This window comes from Nocardioides sp. YR527 (assembly GCF_900101045.1).
Lineage (GTDB): Bacteria > Actinomycetota > Actinomycetes > Propionibacteriales > Nocardioidaceae > Nocardioides.
Genome location: NZ_FNFN01000004.1, coordinates 393707 through 411392 on the forward strand (window position 1 = coordinate 393707; position 17686 = coordinate 411392).

General features: G+C 71.1%; 20 protein-coding genes. 14 read left to right on the forward strand and 6 right to left on the reverse strand.

All coding sequences use genetic code 11. The features are described 5' to 3' along the window. Positions 1–40: 40 nt before the first annotated feature. The gene (locus tag BLT25_RS14475; protein WP_091047090.1) at positions 41–1429 is read right to left on the reverse strand and encodes a hypothetical protein; all 1389 of its coding nucleotides are present in this window, start codon (positions 1427–1429) and stop codon (positions 41–43) included. A 354-nt stretch (positions 1430–1783) separates the two neighbouring features. Here BLT25_RS14475 and BLT25_RS14480 point away from each other — a divergent pair, with 354 nt between their 5' ends. Both BLT25_RS14480 and BLT25_RS14485 read left to right on the forward strand, forming a co-directional pair. Further along, a complete protein-coding gene (locus BLT25_RS14480) occupies positions 1784–2497 on the forward strand; it encodes a TetR/AcrR family transcriptional regulator (protein ID WP_371113341.1) in 714 nt (237 codons plus the stop codon). 62 nt (positions 2498–2559) lie between these two features. Beyond that, positions 2560–2976 (forward strand): VOC family protein, encoded by a 417-nt coding sequence (locus BLT25_RS14485; RefSeq protein ID WP_091047094.1) that lies wholly within the window; start codon positions 2560–2562, stop codon positions 2974–2976. On the opposite strand, the gene BLT25_RS14490 is transcribed toward BLT25_RS14485, so the two are convergent. The 5 genes from BLT25_RS14490 to BLT25_RS14505 form a co-directional block, all read right to left on the reverse strand. After that, positions 2965–3840: an NAD(P)-dependent oxidoreductase gene (locus tag BLT25_RS14490; RefSeq protein WP_091047096.1), complete on the reverse strand. Its 876-nt coding sequence runs from the start codon at positions 3838–3840 to the stop codon at positions 2965–2967. The two genes, BLT25_RS14485 and BLT25_RS14490, sit on opposite strands and share 12 nt — an antisense overlap. Positions 3841–3899: 59 nt before the next feature. Further along, on the reverse strand, positions 3900–4052 hold the full coding sequence (locus tag BLT25_RS29905; RefSeq protein ID WP_176883896.1) for a hypothetical protein: 153 nt from the start codon (positions 4050–4052) through the stop codon (positions 3900–3902). 10 nt (positions 4053–4062) lie between these two features. Next, positions 4063–4284 carry a hypothetical protein gene (locus tag BLT25_RS14495; protein WP_091047098.1) on the reverse strand — a complete coding sequence of 74 codons (222 nt, stop codon included), beginning with the start codon at positions 4282–4284 and terminating at the stop codon, positions 4063–4065. Positions 4285–4369: 85 nt separating this feature from the next. Then, positions 4370–5188: a sulfurtransferase gene (locus BLT25_RS14500; protein WP_091047101.1), complete on the reverse strand. Its 819-nt coding sequence runs from the start codon at positions 5186–5188 to the stop codon at positions 4370–4372. An 86-nt stretch (positions 5189–5274) separates the two neighbouring features. Next, complete coding sequence (locus tag BLT25_RS14505) at positions 5275–5835, reverse strand: MarR family winged helix-turn-helix transcriptional regulator (protein ID WP_091047103.1); 561 nt, start codon at positions 5833–5835, stop codon at positions 5275–5277. Between the two features lie 159 nt (positions 5836–5994). Between BLT25_RS14505 and BLT25_RS14510 the strand changes: the two genes are divergently transcribed. The 12 genes from BLT25_RS14510 to BLT25_RS14565 all read left to right on the forward strand — a co-directional run bounded on the left by BLT25_RS14510 (position 5995) and on the right by BLT25_RS14565 (position 17665). Next, positions 5995–7371 (forward strand): MFS transporter, encoded by a 1377-nt coding sequence (locus BLT25_RS14510; protein WP_091047106.1) that lies wholly within the window; start codon positions 5995–5997, stop codon positions 7369–7371. Further along, positions 7368–8858 carry an aldehyde dehydrogenase gene (locus BLT25_RS14515; RefSeq protein WP_176883898.1) on the forward strand — a complete coding sequence of 497 codons (1491 nt, stop codon included), beginning with the start codon at positions 7368–7370 and terminating at the stop codon, positions 8856–8858. The genes BLT25_RS14510 and BLT25_RS14515 overlap by 4 nt, the downstream gene beginning before the upstream one ends. A gap of 106 nt (positions 8859–8964) precedes the next feature. Next, entirely contained in the window at positions 8965–9930 is a 966-nt protein-coding gene (locus BLT25_RS14520) for a VOC family protein (protein WP_091047108.1), read from the forward strand. Continuing rightward, entirely contained in the window at positions 9927–10721 is a 795-nt protein-coding gene (locus BLT25_RS14525; protein WP_091047111.1) for an aspartate dehydrogenase domain-containing protein, read from the forward strand. Before BLT25_RS14520 ends, BLT25_RS14525 begins: the two co-directional genes overlap by 4 nt. Before the next feature lie 8 nt (positions 10722–10729). Then, positions 10730–11533, forward strand: coding sequence for an alpha/beta fold hydrolase (locus BLT25_RS14530; RefSeq protein ID WP_091047112.1), 804 nt, complete (start codon positions 10730–10732; stop codon positions 11531–11533). Positions 11534–11587: 54 nt separating this feature from the next. Next, complete coding sequence (locus BLT25_RS14535; protein WP_091047114.1) at positions 11588–12112, forward strand: cupin domain-containing protein; 525 nt, start codon at positions 11588–11590, stop codon at positions 12110–12112. Positions 12113–12115: 3 nt separating this feature from the next. Then, positions 12116–12856 (forward strand): 3-oxoacyl-ACP reductase family protein, encoded by a 741-nt coding sequence (locus BLT25_RS14540; RefSeq protein WP_091047117.1) that lies wholly within the window; start codon positions 12116–12118, stop codon positions 12854–12856. An 11-nt stretch (positions 12857–12867) separates the two neighbouring features. After that, positions 12868–13653, forward strand: coding sequence for an SDR family oxidoreductase (locus tag BLT25_RS14545; protein ID WP_091047119.1), 786 nt, complete (start codon positions 12868–12870; stop codon positions 13651–13653). A gap of 10 nt (positions 13654–13663) precedes the next feature. Next, the gene (locus tag BLT25_RS14550; RefSeq protein WP_091047121.1) at positions 13664–15367 is read left to right on the forward strand and encodes a thiamine pyrophosphate-binding protein; all 1704 of its coding nucleotides are present in this window, start codon (positions 13664–13666) and stop codon (positions 15365–15367) included. Then, positions 15364–16326 carry a PDR/VanB family oxidoreductase gene (locus BLT25_RS14555; protein ID WP_218131340.1) on the forward strand — a complete coding sequence of 321 codons (963 nt, stop codon included), beginning with the start codon at positions 15364–15366 and terminating at the stop codon, positions 16324–16326. Before BLT25_RS14550 ends, BLT25_RS14555 begins: the two co-directional genes overlap by 4 nt. Positions 16327–16363: 37 nt before the next feature. After that, positions 16364–16594 (forward strand): recombinase-like helix-turn-helix domain-containing protein, encoded by a 231-nt coding sequence (locus tag BLT25_RS14560; protein WP_091047123.1) that lies wholly within the window; start codon positions 16364–16366, stop codon positions 16592–16594. A 3-nt stretch (positions 16595–16597) separates the two neighbouring features. Next, positions 16598–17665: an aromatic ring-hydroxylating oxygenase subunit alpha gene (locus BLT25_RS14565; protein ID WP_091047125.1), complete on the forward strand. Its 1068-nt coding sequence runs from the start codon at positions 16598–16600 to the stop codon at positions 17663–17665. The last annotated feature ends 21 nt before the right edge of the window (positions 17666–17686 follow it).

Below are 17686 nucleotides of genomic sequence, written 5' to 3' on the forward strand. Positions count from 1 at the left end.
CCGAGGGTTTCGCGAAGCATCAGGACCGGAACCGGAGGTTTCAGCGTCGAACGGCGACCAGTCCGGCGAGCGTGCCCTGGAGCAGGGTGCCGTCGGGGAGGATCGTGCCGACCATCTGCAGGGTGTTGGCCAGCGGTCCGAGGCCGAGGAAGGTCTCGGAGAGGATCTCGCCGTCGGCCGGGTCGATCCGGGCCAGGCGCCAGGTCAGCCCGCTGCCGCGGCGGGTGACGGTGTAGAGGACGTCCTCGCCGCGGGAGAGCCGGGGGACCGCGGCCGAGGGCACCTCGTTGCGCCAGACCGACGTGCAGGTGCCGGCGCGCCCATCGACGTCGATGCGCTCCATGCCGCCCGCGAAGTCCGCCTTCGCAGGCACGGACTCGCCTGCGTCCTCGGTCGCCTGCGCCGGATAGGGGTAGCCGTAGGTGCTGGCGATGTAGACCGAGTTCCCCCAGGCCACCGGCGAGTTCTCGGTGCCGCTGCTCTCCTCGGTGAGGATCGGCAGCCGGCAGACCTCCCGACCGTCGCGGGCCCGGTAGACGAGAAGGCTCTCGCGCGGGGAGGCGTTGTCGGTGATCACCACGAGCTCGGCGCCCGTACGCTCCCCGAAGAACGTCGGCGTCGACCCGCTGCCGTGGCTGAGCTGTCCCGGCTTGCGGGCCTCCCCGCGGTCGTAGGCCTGCCGCCAGACGGTCCGCACCTCGTCGCCTTCGGCGCGCAGGAGGTACGTCGCGTGGTCGGTCGTCACCGCGACGCCGCTGGGGGCGCTGGAGATGGAGTTGGCGACCTTCTCCTCGCCGGTCCCGAGGCTCGCGGTGACGACGTCGCCATCGGGCGTGACGTACCCGGCGCGGCCCTGGGCCGTCGCGAACCAGACGTTGGCGTCGTAACCCGGTCCGACGGTCGTGACCGCGTCGCCCTCGGGCAGGGTCAGCGGCACCTCGCGCTCCACGTCGATCGACCAGCCGAGGCCCGACCTGGAGTGCGCCAGCCAGAGCAGGGAGCCGGATCCGTCGACGGTGACGAGTCGCGACTCGTCGTCGATGTAGGCATAGACACCACCGAGCAGCGAGCCGGCGGAGAGATGGCGCCGGGCGACGGGGAGGAGTGTGGTCGGGTCGAGGAGGTAGAGGCTGGGCGCCCGGTCGATGTACTCGGTGCACAGTGCCTGCACCATCCCGTCGGCTCCGCTGAGGATCGTCGGGCACACCGCGGGCAGCGGGACCGGCTGCGCGGGGGAGGGGTCGGCGCCCGGGCCCTCGAACGGCGTCGTGTCGGAGGCTCCGGCGTCGCCGTGCATGTTCCAGGTGCCGTCCGGCCCGGCGTACGGGTTCGGCGGCATCGCCGCGCCGGCCGCAGGACCGGCCGTGGGGCCGGTCACGAGGACGACGAGGGCCAAGAGGACGGTGGCGGGCGCGGTCCGGCGGATCATGCTGAGGATCTAAGCACGAGTAAGTCGAGCGGGTCGCTCGAAGATCATGTGGTGGTCGCCACAGGCGTTACACGAATGTCCAACAGATGCGTGACCTGTCACCCACATCGTCGTTAGCCACTCTGACGGTGGGTAACAGCCGGATGACAGCGCCGAACCGAGTGGCGCGACCCGGTGCCTGCCGTGCATGGGGGCTTCCGGCGTATGTGTCCGGGTGTTGGCGGACGCAAACACGCACATCGTGGACATAGCCCGATCGAACTATGTCCTATAGGTCTTATGGCTCATATTTTGTAGAGGATAAAGTCCTTTCAAGTCTTCCTTGAAAGTCTGGATGGGAGTTAGATGGGCAACATGACAACTAGGCGTTCTCGGCCCGGCCGCCCTAGGCATGTTCCCGATTCAGGTACGACCTCACCGCGCGACCAGATCCTGGATGCCGCATCGCGGCTGTTCGTCTCCCAGGGTTTCGCGGCGACGTCTACCCGCGAGATCGCCGACATGGTCGGCATCCGCCAGGCATCCCTCTACTACCACTTCGCGGGGAAGGACGAGATCCTCGGCGAGCTGCTCCGCCGGTCGGTCCGCCCGACCACGGACAAGGTCGAGAAGATCCTCGACCGGGTGCCGCCGCTCGACTACGAGACCGCGCTCTACCTGCTGGTCCTCGTCGACGTGCGCACCCTCGCCGACGTTCCGCACAACGTCGGCATGCTCTACCAGCTCCCCGACGTGGCCAAGTGCGAGGTCTACGACGAGTTCCGCAACGAGCACGCGGAGCTGGCCGGGCACTACGCCCACCTGGCCGGTGAGATCGCCTCGAAGACGGTGCGCTCGACGGTCAGCCGCAAGCAACTGGGTGACCTGCTCATCCAGCAGGTCGAGGGCGTGATCAACATGCGCACCGAGGACCCGACCCGTCGGATCCCGTGCCGCGAGGCCTGGGCGATCGCCGCCACCTGCCTGCGGATCTGCGACGTGCCGCAGGAGAAGATCGACGCCGCCGCGCCTATCGCCATCGAGCTGCTCCCGCAGTTCATCGACGAGAAGGTCGTCGAGCCCGCCTGACCCCGCCTGTGTGACCGTCATAACCGGTGGACTCGGGTGTGCGCGTACGTTTCGATGTGGGCATGACCCTCTTCGTCTCGCACACCACCATCGACTGCCACGACGCGTACGCGCTCTCGGAGTGGTGGAAGGCCCTGCTCGGCTACGTCGACGTGGAGGGTGATCCGAACCTCCCCGGTCACGAGGAGTGCATGATCCTCGACCCGGAGACCGGCCACCGACTGCTGTTCATCGAGGTGCCCGCCGAGGAACTGCCCGCCAAGCGGATCCATCTCGATCTGCGCCCGCGCACCGGCACCCGCGACGAGGAGGTCGAGCGGCTCCTCGAGCTTGGCGCGACCCAGATCGCCGACCACCGCGGGAAGTACGGCCCCGGGACCGGCTGGGTGATCTTCGCCGATCCCGAGGGCAACCAGCTCTGCGTGCTGCGCTCCGAGGCGGAGGTCGCCGCCTGGGAGGCACAGACGTCAGGGGCGTAGCAGCTCATACATGCTGGAGAACCCCTGGTCGCCGTGGCCCTGGCCGATCCGGCGGTCCATGAGCGCCTTCACCTCCCGCATCCGTACGGCCTCGACGCCGGTCGACTCCCGGTGCCCGATCAGGTCGGCCATGAGCGCGGCCTGGACGTCGAGGTCGCCGAGGTCGGGGCCGTACGTCCCGCTCTTGATGGCGCCGGCCATCAGCTGCAACAGCCCGGCATAGCCGTTCAGCGACCCGGCCAGCCGCTCGGTGAACGCCTCCAGGTCCATGCCCTCGGCCTCGACCAGGCTGAGAGTGTGCAGGTATCCGATCAGGAACTCGTAGCCCATCGCGACCTGGGCGTTGAACTCGACAGCGGCATACCCCGCGTCCGGGCCGTGGTAGAGGACGGAGCCGAGCTCCTGCAGCGCCGGCCGGGCGATCTCGTACGCGTCGCGGTTCCCGCTGAACGCCAGCGACATCCTGGGCGTGCCGACGTCGGGCGGGTCACCCATGACCTTCCCGTCGACGTACGCCGCCCCGTGCCCGGCCGCCCAGGCGTCGTTGGCACGCGCCTGGGCCGGGGACCCGCTGGTCAGGCTGACCAGGATCCGCCCCGCGGCTGCCTCGCCGACCGAATCCAGCACGTCCTCGACCGCGGTGTTGTCCAGCAGGCTCAGGATCGTGATCGGGCTGGCCGTCACCGCCTTCGCGGCGGTCGAGGCGACCACGGCGCCGGCGTCGGCGAGCGCCTCGGCCTTGTCGGCGGTCCGGTTCCAGACGGTGGTCCGATAGCCGCGCTCGAGGTAGGCCCGGGCGAGCGCCGATCCCATGTTTCCCATCCCGATCACGGTGACGGCGGGTCGGTCGTTGGGTTCCGTCATGGTGCAGCTCCATCTCTCGTCGGTGTGTCTTCATGGTCGAAGATGAAGCCGACTTGAGGTCAAGGGAGCTCGGTCGCCTCGGTGAGCTCCGCGTCGTTGGCCGCGATCGCGCCGGCGAAGGCACCGGCGCCGAGTGCGAGCGCGGCGACGCCGAGGAGCCTGCGTCGGGTGATCGGCGTCGAGCTGGCCGGGGTGTCGGGGTCCTCGGACACGGTGCCGTCCTCAGCCGAGCGAGACGAGGTCGTGGCTGAGCACGGCGTGCTGGAGGGTGCCGTCGGCGGTCGCCCACTCGACCTCCGCCGCGGTGGCCGGGTCGCCGGCGTCGTAGAAGAGGACGGCGGTGGTGAGCGCGGTGAGGTCGGCCGAGCCGGCACCGAGCGGCATCAGCGTCGGCGCGGTGCCTGTGGAGATGGTCAGGGCGAACGTGTCGAGGTGGTCGGGCATCGGGGCTCCTGTGGGGTGTCGGTGTTCCCACCGTCGCCCCGCCACCTGTGAGCGAGCCATGACCCGCATCGCGCGGGCCTGTGGGTCAGCCGGTGGCGACCGGGAGGTCGTGGTTGCTCCACTGGCTCCACGAGCCGGGGAAGAGGGCGGCGTCGTGGCCGGCGATCGCCAGTGCGGCGATCTGGTGGGCGGCGGTGACGCCGGAGCCGCAGTAGGCGGTCACGGGGGAGTCCGCCTCGACACCGAGCGCCGCGAAGCGGGCCCGGAGCTCATCGGCGGGCAGGAAGCGGCCGTCGGGACCCAGGTTGTCGGCCGTCGGGGCGGAGACCGCACCCGGGATGTGTCCCGCCTTCGGGTCGACGGGCTCGACCTCGCCGCGGTAGCGCTCGGCGGCGCGGGCGTCGAGCAGCAGACCCTGGTACGCCTCGACCTGCTCGAACGGCAGCACGGGCAGGTGGCCCGGAGTGAGCGTCACCGTGCCGGGCGCGGGCACGACGTCGTCGGTGGCCAGCGGGTGCCCGGCGGAGGTCCAGGCGCCGAGGGCGCCGTCGAGGAGGCGTACGTCGGCGACGCCCGCCCAACGCAACAGCCACCAGGCGCGGGCGGCGGAGGTGTTCCCGACCGCGTCGTAGGCGACCACGGTGTCATCTGCGGAGATGCCCCAGCGGCGGACGGCGGCCTGCAGGTCCGCGAGCTCGGGGAGCGGGTGGCGGCCGTCGGTCGGCGCGCCGTGGCGGGCCAGCTCGGTGTCGAGGTCGACGTAGACGGCGCCAGGGAGGTGGCCCCCGAGGTAGGACTCGTGTCCGGGAGGGCCGCCGAGCTGCCAGCGTACGTCGAGGAGGACCGGGGGCCGGTCGGAGGCGAGCGCGGTCGCGAGCTCGTCGGCGCTGATGAGTACGTTCACGGGTGAAGTCTTTCAGGAAACCGGTCAGGTACGGGCCGGCCTGCTGGTCCACGCAGGCATCGGCCTCGCTCACGGCCGGGGACGTCTCAGGAGGCGACCTCGCCGTCGGTGTCGAAGTCGGCCTCGACGATGGAGCGCTCGAGCTTGCTGAGCAGCCTGGCGAGCTCGTCGCGCTCCTCCCTGGTCAGGTGGTGGAGCAGTGCGTTCTCCGCGCGCAGGTGGTCCTCGATCGCGCGGTTGATCACCTCGAGGCCCTGGTCGGTGAGCTGGGAGTAGACGACGCGGCGATCCTCCGCGTCGCGCTGGCGGGTGATGAGTCCGGCGGCCTCGAGGCGGTCGAGCCGGAAGGTCACGCCTGCCGAGGAGAGCAGCGATCCGTTCGCGAGTTCGCGGCCGGTCTTGCGGTAGGGCGCGCCCGCGCGGCGCAGCGCGGCAAGGACGTCGAACGAGGCCGAGTTGAGGTCATGGCGGCCGAAGACCGTGGTCAGGACCGACTGGTAGCGCAGGTAGATCCGGTGCACCCTCCCGAACAGCGCGATGGGAGAGGGGTCGAGGTCGGGGCGCTCGTGTGTCCACTGGGAGACGATCGCGTCGACCGCGTCATCGCCGCCCGAGGGCTGATCGACGCTGGATCCGGTGTGACTCATGGTCGCAGTGTACGAGCCGACTCGGGCTCCGCGAGACAGGAAGTTAACACGAAGGGGGTTGACGGCGGATCGTGACGCACCGCACACTCTAAGCACTTAACGATTAAGCACTTAGGGATTATTCGTCTGTAGAGTGCTGCGAACCGAAAGTACCCTCACATGGTCAACATCACCCCGGTGCCGCCGGCCGTCACGGCCGAGCAGATCAGTGCCCGGCTCGAGCGGTTGCCGCTCTCGCGCTGGCACGTCAAGACCCGCGTGCTCGTCGGCGTGGCCACCTTCTTCGACGGCTTCGACCAGCTGATGATCGCCTACGCGCTGCCGGTGCTCATCCCGTTCTTCGGTCTGAACCCGGGCATGATCGCCTGGACGATCGCCATCGGCGGCATCGGCATGCTGCTCGGCGCGCTGGCAGGTGGCTGGCTGGCCGACCGGGTCGGCCGGGTGCCGGTCCTCGTCGGCTCGCTGGTGCTGTACGCCGTCATGAGCCTGCTCATGGCGGGCACCTCCACGCTGTGGATCTTCCTGGTGCTCCGCTTCGTCCAGGGCTTCGGGCTCGGTGCGGAGGTCCCGGTCGCGGCGACGTACATCGGTGAGATCACCCGCGCCCACCGCCGCGGTCGCTTCGTGCTGATCTACGAGCTGATCTTCCCGGCCGGACTGGTCGCCTCGGCGCTGGTGGCGGCCTGGGTCGTGCCTGCCTTCGGGTGGCGCTGGCTGTTCGCGCTCGGCGCCATCCCGCTGATCCTGGTGCCGTTCATGCGTCGCGTCCCGGAGTCGCCCCGCTGGCTCGCCGCCCGCGGTCGCTTGGAGGAGGCCGACCAGGCGACGCGCCGGATCGAGGCGGAGGTCGCCGCGCAGAAGGGTGAGCTGCCCGCCCCTGCGACCAGCGCGACGCAGGCGGTCCGGCAGGGCCGGGCCCGCCTCTCGGAGCTGTTCCAGGGTGTCTATCTGCGGCGCACGCTGATGCTGGCGACGGCCTGGCTCACGGCGTACTTCGTCAACTACGGCATCGCCGCCTGGCTGCCCACCATCTATGGCCGGGTCTTCCATCTCGACGTCGACACCGCGCTGCGCTACAGCGTGGCCACCAGCGTCGCCGGCATCCTCGGCTGCATCGTCATCGCGCTGACCATCGACATCGTCGGTCGCCGAGCGGCGATCACGGTCGCGATGCTGGGCAGTGCGGCCACCCTGTTCGTGCTCGCCTCGACCGGAGCGACCAGCGCAAGCACCGTCCTGTTCTGGTCGGCGGCCTCGGCGATGTTCATCTTCGCGGTCAACCTCGCGCTGTACGTCTACACCGCAGAGCTCTATCCGACCCGGATGCGGGCGCTGGGCGTCAGTGTCGGTGGGGCGTTCGGCCGTCTCGGCATCATCGTCGGCCCGCTGGTCGTCGGCGGCCTGATCGGCCGCGGGTTCTCGATCGCCGACGTGTTCATCGTGATGGGTGCGGTCGCCGTCGTCGGCGCGCTCACCACGGTCGTGTTCGCGGTCGAGACCCGGGAGCGTACGTTGGAGGAGATCTCCCAGTGAGTGCTCCGGACCTGACGGACACGGTCGTCCCGGCCGACGAGATCCTGGTCGCGGGGGAGTGGCGTCGCGGCGGCGGATCGGGGTCGGAGAGCATCGACCCCGCCGACGGCGGCGTGATCACGACCGTGCACCACGCCTCGGAGGCCGATGTCGAGGAGGCAGTCACCCGCGGAGCGGAGGCCGCCGCCGCGTGGGGCAGGCTGCTCCCGCAAGAGCGGGCGCGCCACCTGCACCGGATCGCCGAGGGGATCGAGGGCTCGGCCGAGCGGCTCGCCCGGCTGCAGACCAGGGACACCGGCAAGACGCTGACCGAGACCTCGGCGCTGGTCGCCAGCGCTGCGGGCACCTTTCGCTACCTGGCTGCCGCGCTGGAGACCTTCGACGAGGAGCTGACCGCGCCGCGTGGGCACTCGCTCACGATGAGCGTCCACGAGCCGATCGGCGTGGTCGGCGCGATCACCCCGTGGAACTCGCCGATCGCCAGCGACGCCCAGAAGATCGCGCCCGCGCTCGCCGCCGGCAACGCGGTCGTGCTCAAGCCGGCCGAGTGGACCCCGCTGGTCTCGCTCGCCCTGGGCCGGATCATCACCGAGTCGGGGCTTCCCTCCGGCCTGGTCTCGGTGCTGCCCGGCCGGGGATCGGTCGTCGGCGACGCGATCGTGCGCCACCCCGGCGTCGGCAAGGTTTCCTTCACCGGAGGCACCACGACCGGCCGCCTCATCGCGCACGCCGCGGCCGAGAAGCTGATGCCGGTCACGCTCGAGCTGGGCGGCAAGTCCCCGACCATCGTGTTCGAGGACGCCGACGTCGAGGCCGCGATCGCGGGGATCCTGTTCGGCATCTACTCCAGCTCCGGGCAGAGCTGCATCGCCGGATCGCGGCTCTTCCTGCCCTCCGCCCGCGCCGAGGAGTTCCTCGAACGCCTGGTCAAGGCCGTCGCGCGCCTGCGCATCGGCCACGGGCTCGACCCGCTCACCCAGGTGGCGCCGCTGGTCCATCACCGGCATCGCGACAGCGTGGCCGGCCACGTCGATCGTGCCCGCGCGGCCGGCGGCGAGGTGCTGGTCGGTGGTGAAGTCCCCGACGGGGAGGCGTACGAAGCCGGTGCCTACTACCGCCCGACCGTCATCGCCGGCCTGGACAACTCCTCGCCGACCTGCCAGGAGGAGATCTTCGGGCCGGTGCTCTCGGTGCTCACCTACGACGACGAGGACGACCTGGTCGCCCGTGCGAACGACTCGGTCTACGGGCTGGCCTGCGGCCTGTGGACCGGTGACTACCGGACCGCCTGGCGAGTGGCCCGTCGGATCGACGCCGGCACGGTGTGGATCAACACCTACAAGCAGTTCAGCATCTCCACCCCGTTCAGCGGGATGAAGGAGAGCGGCCTCGGCACCGAGAAGGGTCGTCGCGGCATCGCGGAGTACACGCGCCAAAAGAGCCTCTACTGGGGACTCGACGAGGCGCCGCACCCCTGGGCCGGCTGACCGGGCACCAAAAAGGGGTTCCGCAAGGTGACCTGGGTCATGGGTTCCTCTTGACACGAAAAAGACTAAGCACTTAAATATTAACCACAAAGAGAAAGGAGTCGGAATGTCGATCGCAACACTGCACTCGCTGCGCAGCGTCCAGCTGCAGGTGCCGACCCTCACCGAGTCGACGGACTTCTACTCCGAGGTCTGGGGCCTCTCGGTCATCGAGCAGGACCACGACGACACCTGGCTGCGGGGCACGGGGGAGAACCACCACGTCCTCCAGCTGACCCGCGCAGCACGCAACGGCCTCGGCGCCATCTCGTTCGCGGTGCGTACGCCGGCCGAGGTCGACGAGGCCGCGCGCCGGCTCGCTCTCCGGGGGATCCCGATGCTCACCGAGCCGGGTGCCCTGGACCAGGCGGGCGGCGGCTACGGCATCCGCTTCGCCGACCCCGAGGGCAGGGTGATCGAGCTCGTCGCCGACGTCCACGCCGTGAAGCCGCTCGACCGGGACCGTCCGGTCCCGATCGGGGTGACGCACGTCGTGCTCAACACGGTCGACATCGACCGTGCGGTGGCCTTCTACACCGACGTCCTCGGGATGCGGGTCTCGGACTGGTCCGAGCACCAGATGGCGTTCCTGCGCTGCAACACCGACCATCACAGCATCGCCTTCAACCAGGCGGCGTGGACCTCGGTCAACCACGTGGCGTACGAGATGCCGAGCATGGACCACTTCATGCGGGGCATCGGCTCGCTCAAGCAGCAGGGCGTCACCCCGCTGTGGGGTCCTGGCCGCCACGGTCCGGGCAACAACACCTTCTCCTACTTCGCCGACCCCGCCGGGCTGGTGTGCGAGTACACCTCCGACGTCGCCCAGGTCGTCGAGGACCAGTGGCTGTGCAAGGTGTGGCGCCGGGTCCCCGAGCTGTCCGACCTGTGGGGGACCGCGGGCCCGCCGTCCAAGGACGTACGCAGCCACATGGCCGGCATCGAGGACGCGGGCGTCTTCGCCGACCGTCCCGAGCTGGCCGCGGCCTACGCCCCGGCGACGGCCCGCGAGCTGGCGGAGGTGGCCCGATGACGAAGGTCAGCATCATCGGCGCCGGCGCCATCGGTCGGCCCGTGATCGAGGCCCTGGTGGCCGGCGCGGTCGAGGACGTCGAGGTCGTTGGAGTCGTCAACGACACCCCGGTCGGCGAGTGCCCGGTGCCGCAGATCAGGCTCGCCAAGGCGATCGAGAGCAGCGACGTGATCGTGGAGTGCGCCGGTCAGGCGGTCGTCTCCCGGCACGGGGTCGAGATCCTCGAGGCCGGTCGCGACCTGCTGATCACCTCGGCGGGAGCGCTGGCCGACCAGGAGCTGGTCGGCGCACTGAAGGCTGCTGGTCCGGGGCGGATGTTCATCACCTCCGGCGCGATCGGCGGTATCGACCTGCTGGTCAGCGCTGCCAGCCACGGTGCCGTGAAGCGGGCGTCGGTGACGACCACCAAGCTGCCCGCGACCCTGCTGCAGCCGTGGATGGACGACGAGACCCAGGAGCGGATCCGCGCCACCAGCGGGCCGACGACCATCTTCGAGGGCTCCGCCGCCGAGGCGGCGCTCTACTTCCCGCGCTCGCTCAACGTCGCGGCGACCGTCGGGCTGGCCGTGGGCGATCTGGAGCTGGTCGAGGTGCGCCTTGTCGCCGACCCGGCCGCCTCGCTGACCAGCCATGTCATCGAGGCGGACGCGGACGCGGGCAGCTACCGCTTCGAGATCCGCAACCACCCCTCGGCGGCCAACCCGCGTACCAGCGGCGTCGTCTCGCGTGCCGTGGTCCGGTCCCTGTCCATGCTCGTCGGCCGCCCGGTCGGCGCGGTCAGCATCATCTGAGGCCCGCGATGACCACCACCACGCTCCGCGCCACCGGGGTCCACGTCGAGGACACCGGCAGCGGCCCGACCATCCTGTGCCTGCACGGCATCGGCTCCAGCTCGGCCTCGTTCGCACCCCAGGTCGCGGCGCTCGCCGGCGAGTTCCGGCTGCTGGCCTGGGACGCACCCGGCTACGCCCGCTCCGCCGACCCCGAGACCGCGCTCGACCTGGACGGCTTCGCCGACGCGGCGGCCGCCGTCATCGAGGAGTACGCAGCAGCCGGCCCGGTCCACGTCCTGGGTGTCTCCTGGGGCGGGGTTATCGCGGTCCGGCTCGCCTCCCGCCACCCGCAGCTGGTCCGCAGCCTCGTGCTCGCCGATGCGAGCCGCGGCTCCGGCACGTCGCCGGAGAAGGCTGCGGCGATGCGTACGCGGGCCGCCGAGCTGGATGCCGCAGGCAGCGCCGGCTTCGCGAGCGGTCGCGGGCCGCGGCTGGTGAGTCCGGATGCCCCGGGCGAGCTGGTCGACCGGGTGGTCGCCACGATGCGGGACTCGATCCGGGTCCCGGGCTACGCCCTGGCCGCCGAGTCGATGGCGGCGACCGACCTGACCGCCGAGCTCGGCGCGATCGACACCCCGACGCTCGTGCTCTGCGGCGACCAGGACCAGGTCACCGGGATCACCGAGTCGCAGGCGCTCGCCGGCGGTATCCCGGACGCGGTCCTGGTGACGCTGCGCGGCGCCGGCCACCTGGCCAACCAGGAGTCGCCCGAGGCGTTCAACGCCTGGCTCTCCTCCTTCGTCGGGATCGTCGAGCGCCTCTACGGCTGACGGTCCTCACCCACCCCGAACCGAAAACGAACACCGCACGAAAGGAACGACCCCATGTCGATCACCCAGCAGCCCCTCACGTACGAGACGGCCGAGAGCCTGGAGGAGTTCACCGACTCCATCATCCTGACCCGCGCCTCGCGCCACGAGGACTGGGACACCCTCGGCTTCCAGGCCAAGGCGGGCGACCAGTTCAAGCGTGCCCAGGTCCGCTACGTCGGCTCCGGCGCGACCGGCAACCACGAGAACGACAACCGCACCATCAAGTCCCAGGGCTTCACCTTCTCCAACATGCTGCTGCCCCCGGGCGGCGAGGGCCCCGAGCACACCCACCACGACGCCGAGGAGGCCTTCTTCGTGCTCGAGGGCGAGGTGGAGGTCGGCGTGCACCGAGACGGCCAGGTCGTCAAGCGCACCCTCGGCTACCGCGACATGATCGTGGTGCCGGCCGGGGTGCCGCGCAGCCTGAAGAACAACGGCGACACCGACGCGCTCTTCTGCGTCATCATCGGTGCCCAGAAGCCGCAGGTCCCGACGTACCCGGAGACCTCCGCGATGCACGGCGTCACCCGGGACTGACCCATGAGTCTCGACGGTGCACCGGTTCTGGTCACGGGCGCGGGTCGCGGCCTCGGGCTGGCGATCTCCCGGCGCCTGGCCCAGGCCGGGGCCCGGGTGTGGCTCGCCGACATCCGCGAGGACTGGCTGGAGACGGCCGGTGCCACCCTCCGCGAGGAGGGCCACGACGTCTCGACCGTCCCGGTCGACGTCACCGACCACGCCTCGGTGCGGGCGATGGTGAAGGAGACCGGGCCGGTCCACGGCCTGGTCAACAACGCCGCCCGCGCCGACGGGGTCGGTGGCAAGCCGGTCCACGAGATCGACCCCGCCGAGTGGGACTCGCTGATGGCGGTCAACCTGCGTGGCCCGTGGCTGGTCAGCCGCGAGGTCGTCCCGGGGATGATCGAGGCCGGCGGCGGCCGGGTGCTCAACATCGGCTCGGACTCGGCGCTCTACGGCTCGGCGAACCTCGCCCACTACATCGCCTCCAAGGGCGGTCTGGCGGCGCTGACCCGGGCGATGGCCCGGGACCTCGGCCCGTACGGGATCACCGTCAACACCCTCGCTGCCGGTCTGACGACCACCGAGGCCGCGCAGCAGATCCCCGAGCACCGCCACCAGCTCTACCGCGACAACCGGGCGCTGACCCGGGACCAGGAGCCCGCCGACGTCGTCGGGGCCGCGGCCTTCCTGCTCGGCCCCGAGGCCGCGTACATCACCGGCCAGCAGCTCGTCGTCGACGGCGGCTTCGTCTTCCACTGACAGGACACACCATGGACCTCCACCTCGCCGATCGCACCGTGCTCGTCACGGGCGGCAGCTCCGGCGTCGGCCTCGCGACCGTCGCCGCCCTCCTCGAGGAGGGCGCGAACGTGATCACCTGCGCCCGCCGTCTCGACGTGCTCGAGAAGGCGCTCGCCGACCTCGGCGCGCCGGCCGACCGGGTGCTCGCGATGGGCTGCGACGTACGCGACGCCGATCAGGTGAACGCGCTGGTCGAGGCGGGCGTGGCCCGGTTCGGCGGGATCGACGGGCTGGTCAACAACGCCGGCCAGTCCCGGATGCTCGGGCTGGACAAGGCGACCGTCGAGGACTTCCGCGACGAGCTCGACCTGAAGTTCGGTGGTGTCCTCAACGTGACCGGCGCCGCGCTTGCGCACCTGCGTGCCTCCGACGCCGCCGCGATCGTCACGATCAACGCGGTGCTCGCCCGCCAGCCCGAGCCGCGCCTGGTCACCACCTCGGCCGCGCGCGCCGGGCTGCTCAACCTGACCAAGTCGATGGCGTCGGAGTACGCACCCGACATCCGCGTCAACAGCGTCTGCCTCGGGCTGATCGACACCGGCCAGTGGCGTCGGCGCTTCGAGACGGACGAGCACGCGGACTCGTACGAGGCCTTCGAGCGTGAGCTCGCCGACGACCGCGGCATCTCGCTGGGCCGATTCGGCCGGGCCGAGGAGGTCGCCGCGATGGTCGTGACCCTGCTGTCCCCCCGCGCCTCGTACGTCACCGGTGCGGCGCTCGACGTGTGTGGCGGCGTTGCCCGCTATGTGGCCTGAGGAGACCGAGATGACCAACCTGACCACCGCCCCCGCACCCGATGTGGTGACCTACGCCGACGGCGGCGACCTGCTCGTCGCGGTGCTCCGCGAGGTGGGCGTCGACACCGTCTTCGGCGTCATCTCCGTGCACAACCTGCCGCTCGTCGAGGCGGTCTCGCGCGAGCTGCGGTTCGTGCCGGTACGCCACGAGGCGAGCGCCGTCAACGCCGCCGACGGCTACGCCCGGGCGACCGGCGGCCTCGGCTGCGCCCTGACCAGCACCGGCACCGGCGCGGGCAACGCGGCCGGCTCGCTGGTCGAGTCGCTGAGCTCGGCCACCTCCGTGCTGCACGTGACCGGGCAGGTCGAGTCGGCCTACCTCGGCTCCGGACGCGGCTTCATCCATGAGACCAAGGACCAGCTCGGCATGCTCGAGGCGGTCTCGCTCGACGCGGTCTGCGTGCCCTCGCTCGAGGAGTCGGCCGGCATCCTGCGCGCCGCCGTCGACCGGGCCCTCGGCGGTCCCGGCCGGGCCGGTGGCCCGGTGAGCGTCGAGTGGCCCATCGACCTGCAGTACCTGCCGCAGCGTGAGGTCGTCACCCTGGTCGAGGAGTCCTCTGCCGAGCCGGGCCCCGGCGCTCCCGCGGGGATCGACGAGCTGATCGACCTTGTCGTCGCCGCCGAACGCCCGCTGATCTGGGCCGGTGGCGGCGTCGCCGAGGCCGGGGCGGCACTCACCGAGCTCATTGACGCCTGGGGCGCGGGATTGCTGACCTCCAACTCCGGCCGCGGCGCGGTCCCCGAGGACCACCTGCTCGTGGTGGGCAACTACGGCGCCACCCCTGGTGGCGGTGTGCTGCTCGCCGAGGCCGACCTGCTGCTCAGCATCGGCACCCACTTCCGCTCCAACGAGACCCGCGACTACGACCTCGTCCTGCCCGCGGTGCATGTCCAGGTCGACCTCGATCCGGCCGCGCTCGGACGCGTCTTCCCGATCGCCGCCGGGGTGGCCGCGGACGCCCGTGACGTGCTCCCGTCCCTCACCGCCGCGGTCCGCCGCCGCGGCGCGGTCGCGGGGGAGTGGCGGGCCCGGGTGACGCGGGCACGCGAGGACGTACGCACCACCCAGCGCGAGGGGCTCGGCGACCACGCCGTGCTCGCCGACGCGCTGCGCTCCGCGCTGCCGCGCCGGTCGGTGCTCGCCCGCGACGTCACCATCGCGTCCTCGTCCTGGGGCAACCGACTCTTCGAGGTCTACGACCCCCGTGACAACGTCTTCCCGCGCGGCGGCGGCATCGGCCAGGGGCTTGGCATGGGACTCGGTGCCGCGATGGGCCGTCCCGACGAGCCGACCGTGGTGATCGCCGGTGACGGCGGCCTGGCCGTACATCTCGGTGAGCTGCTCACGCTCGCCCAGGAACGGCCGTGGCTGGTGCTGCTGGTCTTCAACGACGGCGGCTACGGCGTGCTCCGCAACATGCAGGAGGCGCGCGGCGTGGACCGGGCCGGAGTCGACCTCACTACGCCCGACTTCGCCGCGCTCGCCGGCGCTCTCGGGCTCGACTACCAGCGGATCGGCACCGCCGCCGAGGCCGCGACCGAGCTCGAGCGGGCCGTCGCCCGGCGCGGACCGGTGCTGGTCGAGGTCGACCTGGCCTCCTTCGGCCCGATGCCGCGGCCGTTCACACCGCCGGTCAAGGTTCCCGACCCGACCACGAGGAGGTCGTCATGAGTGCCGCCACCGAGGAGCAGGAGCTGGAGCTCCTGGTCAAGCAGATGACCCTGGAGGCCGACGGCGTACTGTCGCTGCGGCTCGTCCACCCCGACGGCCACGAGCTGCCGGAATGGAGCCCGGGCGCCCACGTCGACCTGACCCTGAAGGGGTCGCTGGTGCGGCAGTACTCGCTGTGCGGCGACCCCGCCGACCGGAGTGGCTACAGGGTCGCGGTGCTGCGCGAGCAGGCCGCCCTCGGCGGCTCCGAGTACGTCCACGAAGGCCTGCGCCCCGGCCACCGCCTCCGGGTGGTCGGCCCCCGCAACAACTTCGACTTCCTGCCCGCCAAGCGGTACGTCTTCGTCGCCGGAGGCATCGGGATCACCCCGCTGCTCGCGATGCTGACCGAGGCCGAGCGCCAGGGCACCGACTGGGAGCTGTGGTACGGCGGCCGCCGCGAGGACTCGATGGCGTTCCTCGACGAGCTGGCCGCGTACAAGGACCGGGTGCGGGTCATCCCGGAGGAGACCCACGGCCGGCTCGACCTCGCCGCCGCGCTGCCGACGCCCGACCCGGGCACGCTGGTCTACTGCTGTGGACCCGAGGGGCTGCTGGCCGCCGTCGAGGAGCACGCCGCCGGCTGGCCCGAAGGGACGCTCCAGGTCGAGCGCTTCAAGGCCAAGCAGATCGACGTCGACCCCGACGGCGAGCAGCCGATCGCCGTCGACTGCCGACGCTCGGGCCGGGTCGTACAGGTGCCTGCCGACGTACCGGTCATCGACGCCCTCGAGGGCGCCGGGATCACGGTCTCGAGCTCCTGTCGCGACGGCATCTGCGGCACCTGCGAGACGAAGGTGCTGGCCGGCACCCCCGACCACCGCGACTCCCTGCTCAGTGACACCGAGCAGGCGGCCGGAACCACCATGATGATCTGCGTCTCCCGGGCGCGGACCCCCGAGCTGGCGCTCGACATCTGACGCGCCGCATCGACTGCACACGAGGGAGAACACAGCAATGGGCTATCTAGCGCCGATCCAGGCGGCCGTCACCGAGACGACCCCGTGGGAGACCAAGCTCGCCGGTGCCATCGAAGAGGTCTTCGGCGGCGGACGGCACGACCTGCCGGGTCTCGTCGACGGGCTCAACGAGCTCGGCATCCCGGCCCCCGGCGGCGGTCAGTGGACCGCCGAGGGATTCACGACAGCGATCGCCGAGCTCGCCGCGGCGGGGAAGCAGGAGGACTGAGCCATGGGACCGATGGTGAAACGACAGCTGAGCGCGGAGCAGATCCTCGCGACCGGCCTGCGCAACCAGTGGTACGCGATCTGCCCCTCCGAGATGGTGCCGCAGGGCGGCGTCCACAAGGTGCGCCGGCTCGGGATCGACTGGGTGCTGTTCCGGGAGTCCGACGGCACCCTGCGGATGCTCGAGGACCGCTGCCCCCACCGCGGCGCGCCGCTCTCGCAGGGCCAGCACCTCGGTAGCAAGATCGCCTGCGCCTACCACGGTGTCCAGGTCGACGGCACCGGCAAGGTCGTCTCGGTGCCCGGCCTGCCCGGCTGCAACCTGGAGGGCAAGACGCTGGTCCCCAGCCCGCCGCTGCAGGAGCTGGGCGGCGCGATCCTCGCCTACATCGGCGACGAGCAGCACCCCGACCCCGCCCCGGTCGCGCTGCCCGACCCGCTGGTCGACGAGGAGATCTCCTCCTTCCTCTGCTACGCCGAGTGGGACACCCCGTGGCGCTACGCCATGGAGAACCTCCTCGACCCGATGCACGGGGCCTTCCTGCACCGCGAGTCGCACTCGATGTTCGGGGGTGACGTCGAGGCGAGGTTCCGGATCCGCGAGACCGACCGCGGGTTCTTCTTCGAGAAGACCGACCAGCGTGGCGTGAACTTCGACTGGGTCGAGTTCTGCCGTACCGGCATCGACTGGGTCGACCTCTCCATCCCGTACCCGCCGACCGCCGGCCCCGGCGGCTCGTTCGGCATCGTCGGCATGGGCACCCCGATCGACGCGGGCACCACTGCGGTGTTCTTCTGGCGCTACCGCAAGGTCAGCGGCTGGGAGCGCGACGTGTGGCGCTTCCTCTACCGGACCAAGCTCGAGGCCCGCCACTGGCACGTGCTCGAGCAGGACCGGGTCATGCTCGAGGCGATGGCCGAGGACGCCGACCAGGCCGAGAACCTCTACCAGCACGACCTCGGTGTGGTCCGGCTGCGGCGGCTCTACAAGAAGCTCGCCGAGGAGCAGGCGGCAGCACTCGCGCCTTCGCCTTCACCGTCACCTGAGCCGGTACCGGCCGGGCGCGCATGAGGCGAGCCCGGCCGGCCCTGC

Bases quoted from the DNA above. Each gene is read 5' to 3' on its own strand.
- BLT25_RS14475 (WP_091047090.1), bottom strand. From the start codon at position 1,429: ATGATCCGCCGGACCGCGCCCGCCACCGTCCTCTTGGCCCTCGTCGTC.
- BLT25_RS14480 (WP_371113341.1), top strand. From the start codon at position 1,784: ATGACAACTAGGCGTTCTCGGCCCGGCCGCCCTAGGCATGTTCCCGAT.
- BLT25_RS14485 (WP_091047094.1), top strand. From the start codon at position 2,560: ATGACCCTCTTCGTCTCGCACACCACCATCGACTGCCACGACGCGTAC.
- BLT25_RS14490 (WP_091047096.1), bottom strand. From the start codon at position 3,840: ATGACGGAACCCAACGACCGACCCGCCGTCACCGTGATCGGGATGGGA.
- BLT25_RS14495 (WP_091047098.1), bottom strand. From the start codon at position 4,284: ATGCCCGACCACCTCGACACGTTCGCCCTGACCATCTCCACAGGCACC.
- BLT25_RS14505 (WP_091047103.1), bottom strand. From the start codon at position 5,835: ATGAGTCACACCGGATCCAGCGTCGATCAGCCCTCGGGCGGCGATGAC.
- BLT25_RS14510 (WP_091047106.1), top strand. From the start codon at position 5,995: ATGGTCAACATCACCCCGGTGCCGCCGGCCGTCACGGCCGAGCAGATC.
- BLT25_RS14520 (WP_091047108.1), top strand. From the start codon at position 8,965: ATGTCGATCGCAACACTGCACTCGCTGCGCAGCGTCCAGCTGCAGGTG.
- BLT25_RS14525 (WP_091047111.1), top strand. From the start codon at position 9,927: ATGACGAAGGTCAGCATCATCGGCGCCGGCGCCATCGGTCGGCCCGTG.
- BLT25_RS14530 (WP_091047112.1), top strand. From the start codon at position 10,730: ATGACCACCACCACGCTCCGCGCCACCGGGGTCCACGTCGAGGACACC.
- BLT25_RS14535 (WP_091047114.1), top strand. From the start codon at position 11,588: ATGTCGATCACCCAGCAGCCCCTCACGTACGAGACGGCCGAGAGCCTG.
- BLT25_RS14540 (WP_091047117.1), top strand. From the start codon at position 12,116: ATGAGTCTCGACGGTGCACCGGTTCTGGTCACGGGCGCGGGTCGCGGC.
- BLT25_RS14545 (WP_091047119.1), top strand. From the start codon at position 12,868: ATGGACCTCCACCTCGCCGATCGCACCGTGCTCGTCACGGGCGGCAGC.
- BLT25_RS14550 (WP_091047121.1), top strand. From the start codon at position 13,664: ATGACCAACCTGACCACCGCCCCCGCACCCGATGTGGTGACCTACGCC.
- BLT25_RS14555 (WP_218131340.1), top strand. From the start codon at position 15,364: ATGAGTGCCGCCACCGAGGAGCAGGAGCTGGAGCTCCTGGTCAAGCAG.
- BLT25_RS14560 (WP_091047123.1), top strand. From the start codon at position 16,364: ATGGGCTATCTAGCGCCGATCCAGGCGGCCGTCACCGAGACGACCCCG.
- BLT25_RS14565 (WP_091047125.1), top strand. From the start codon at position 16,598: ATGGGACCGATGGTGAAACGACAGCTGAGCGCGGAGCAGATCCTCGCG.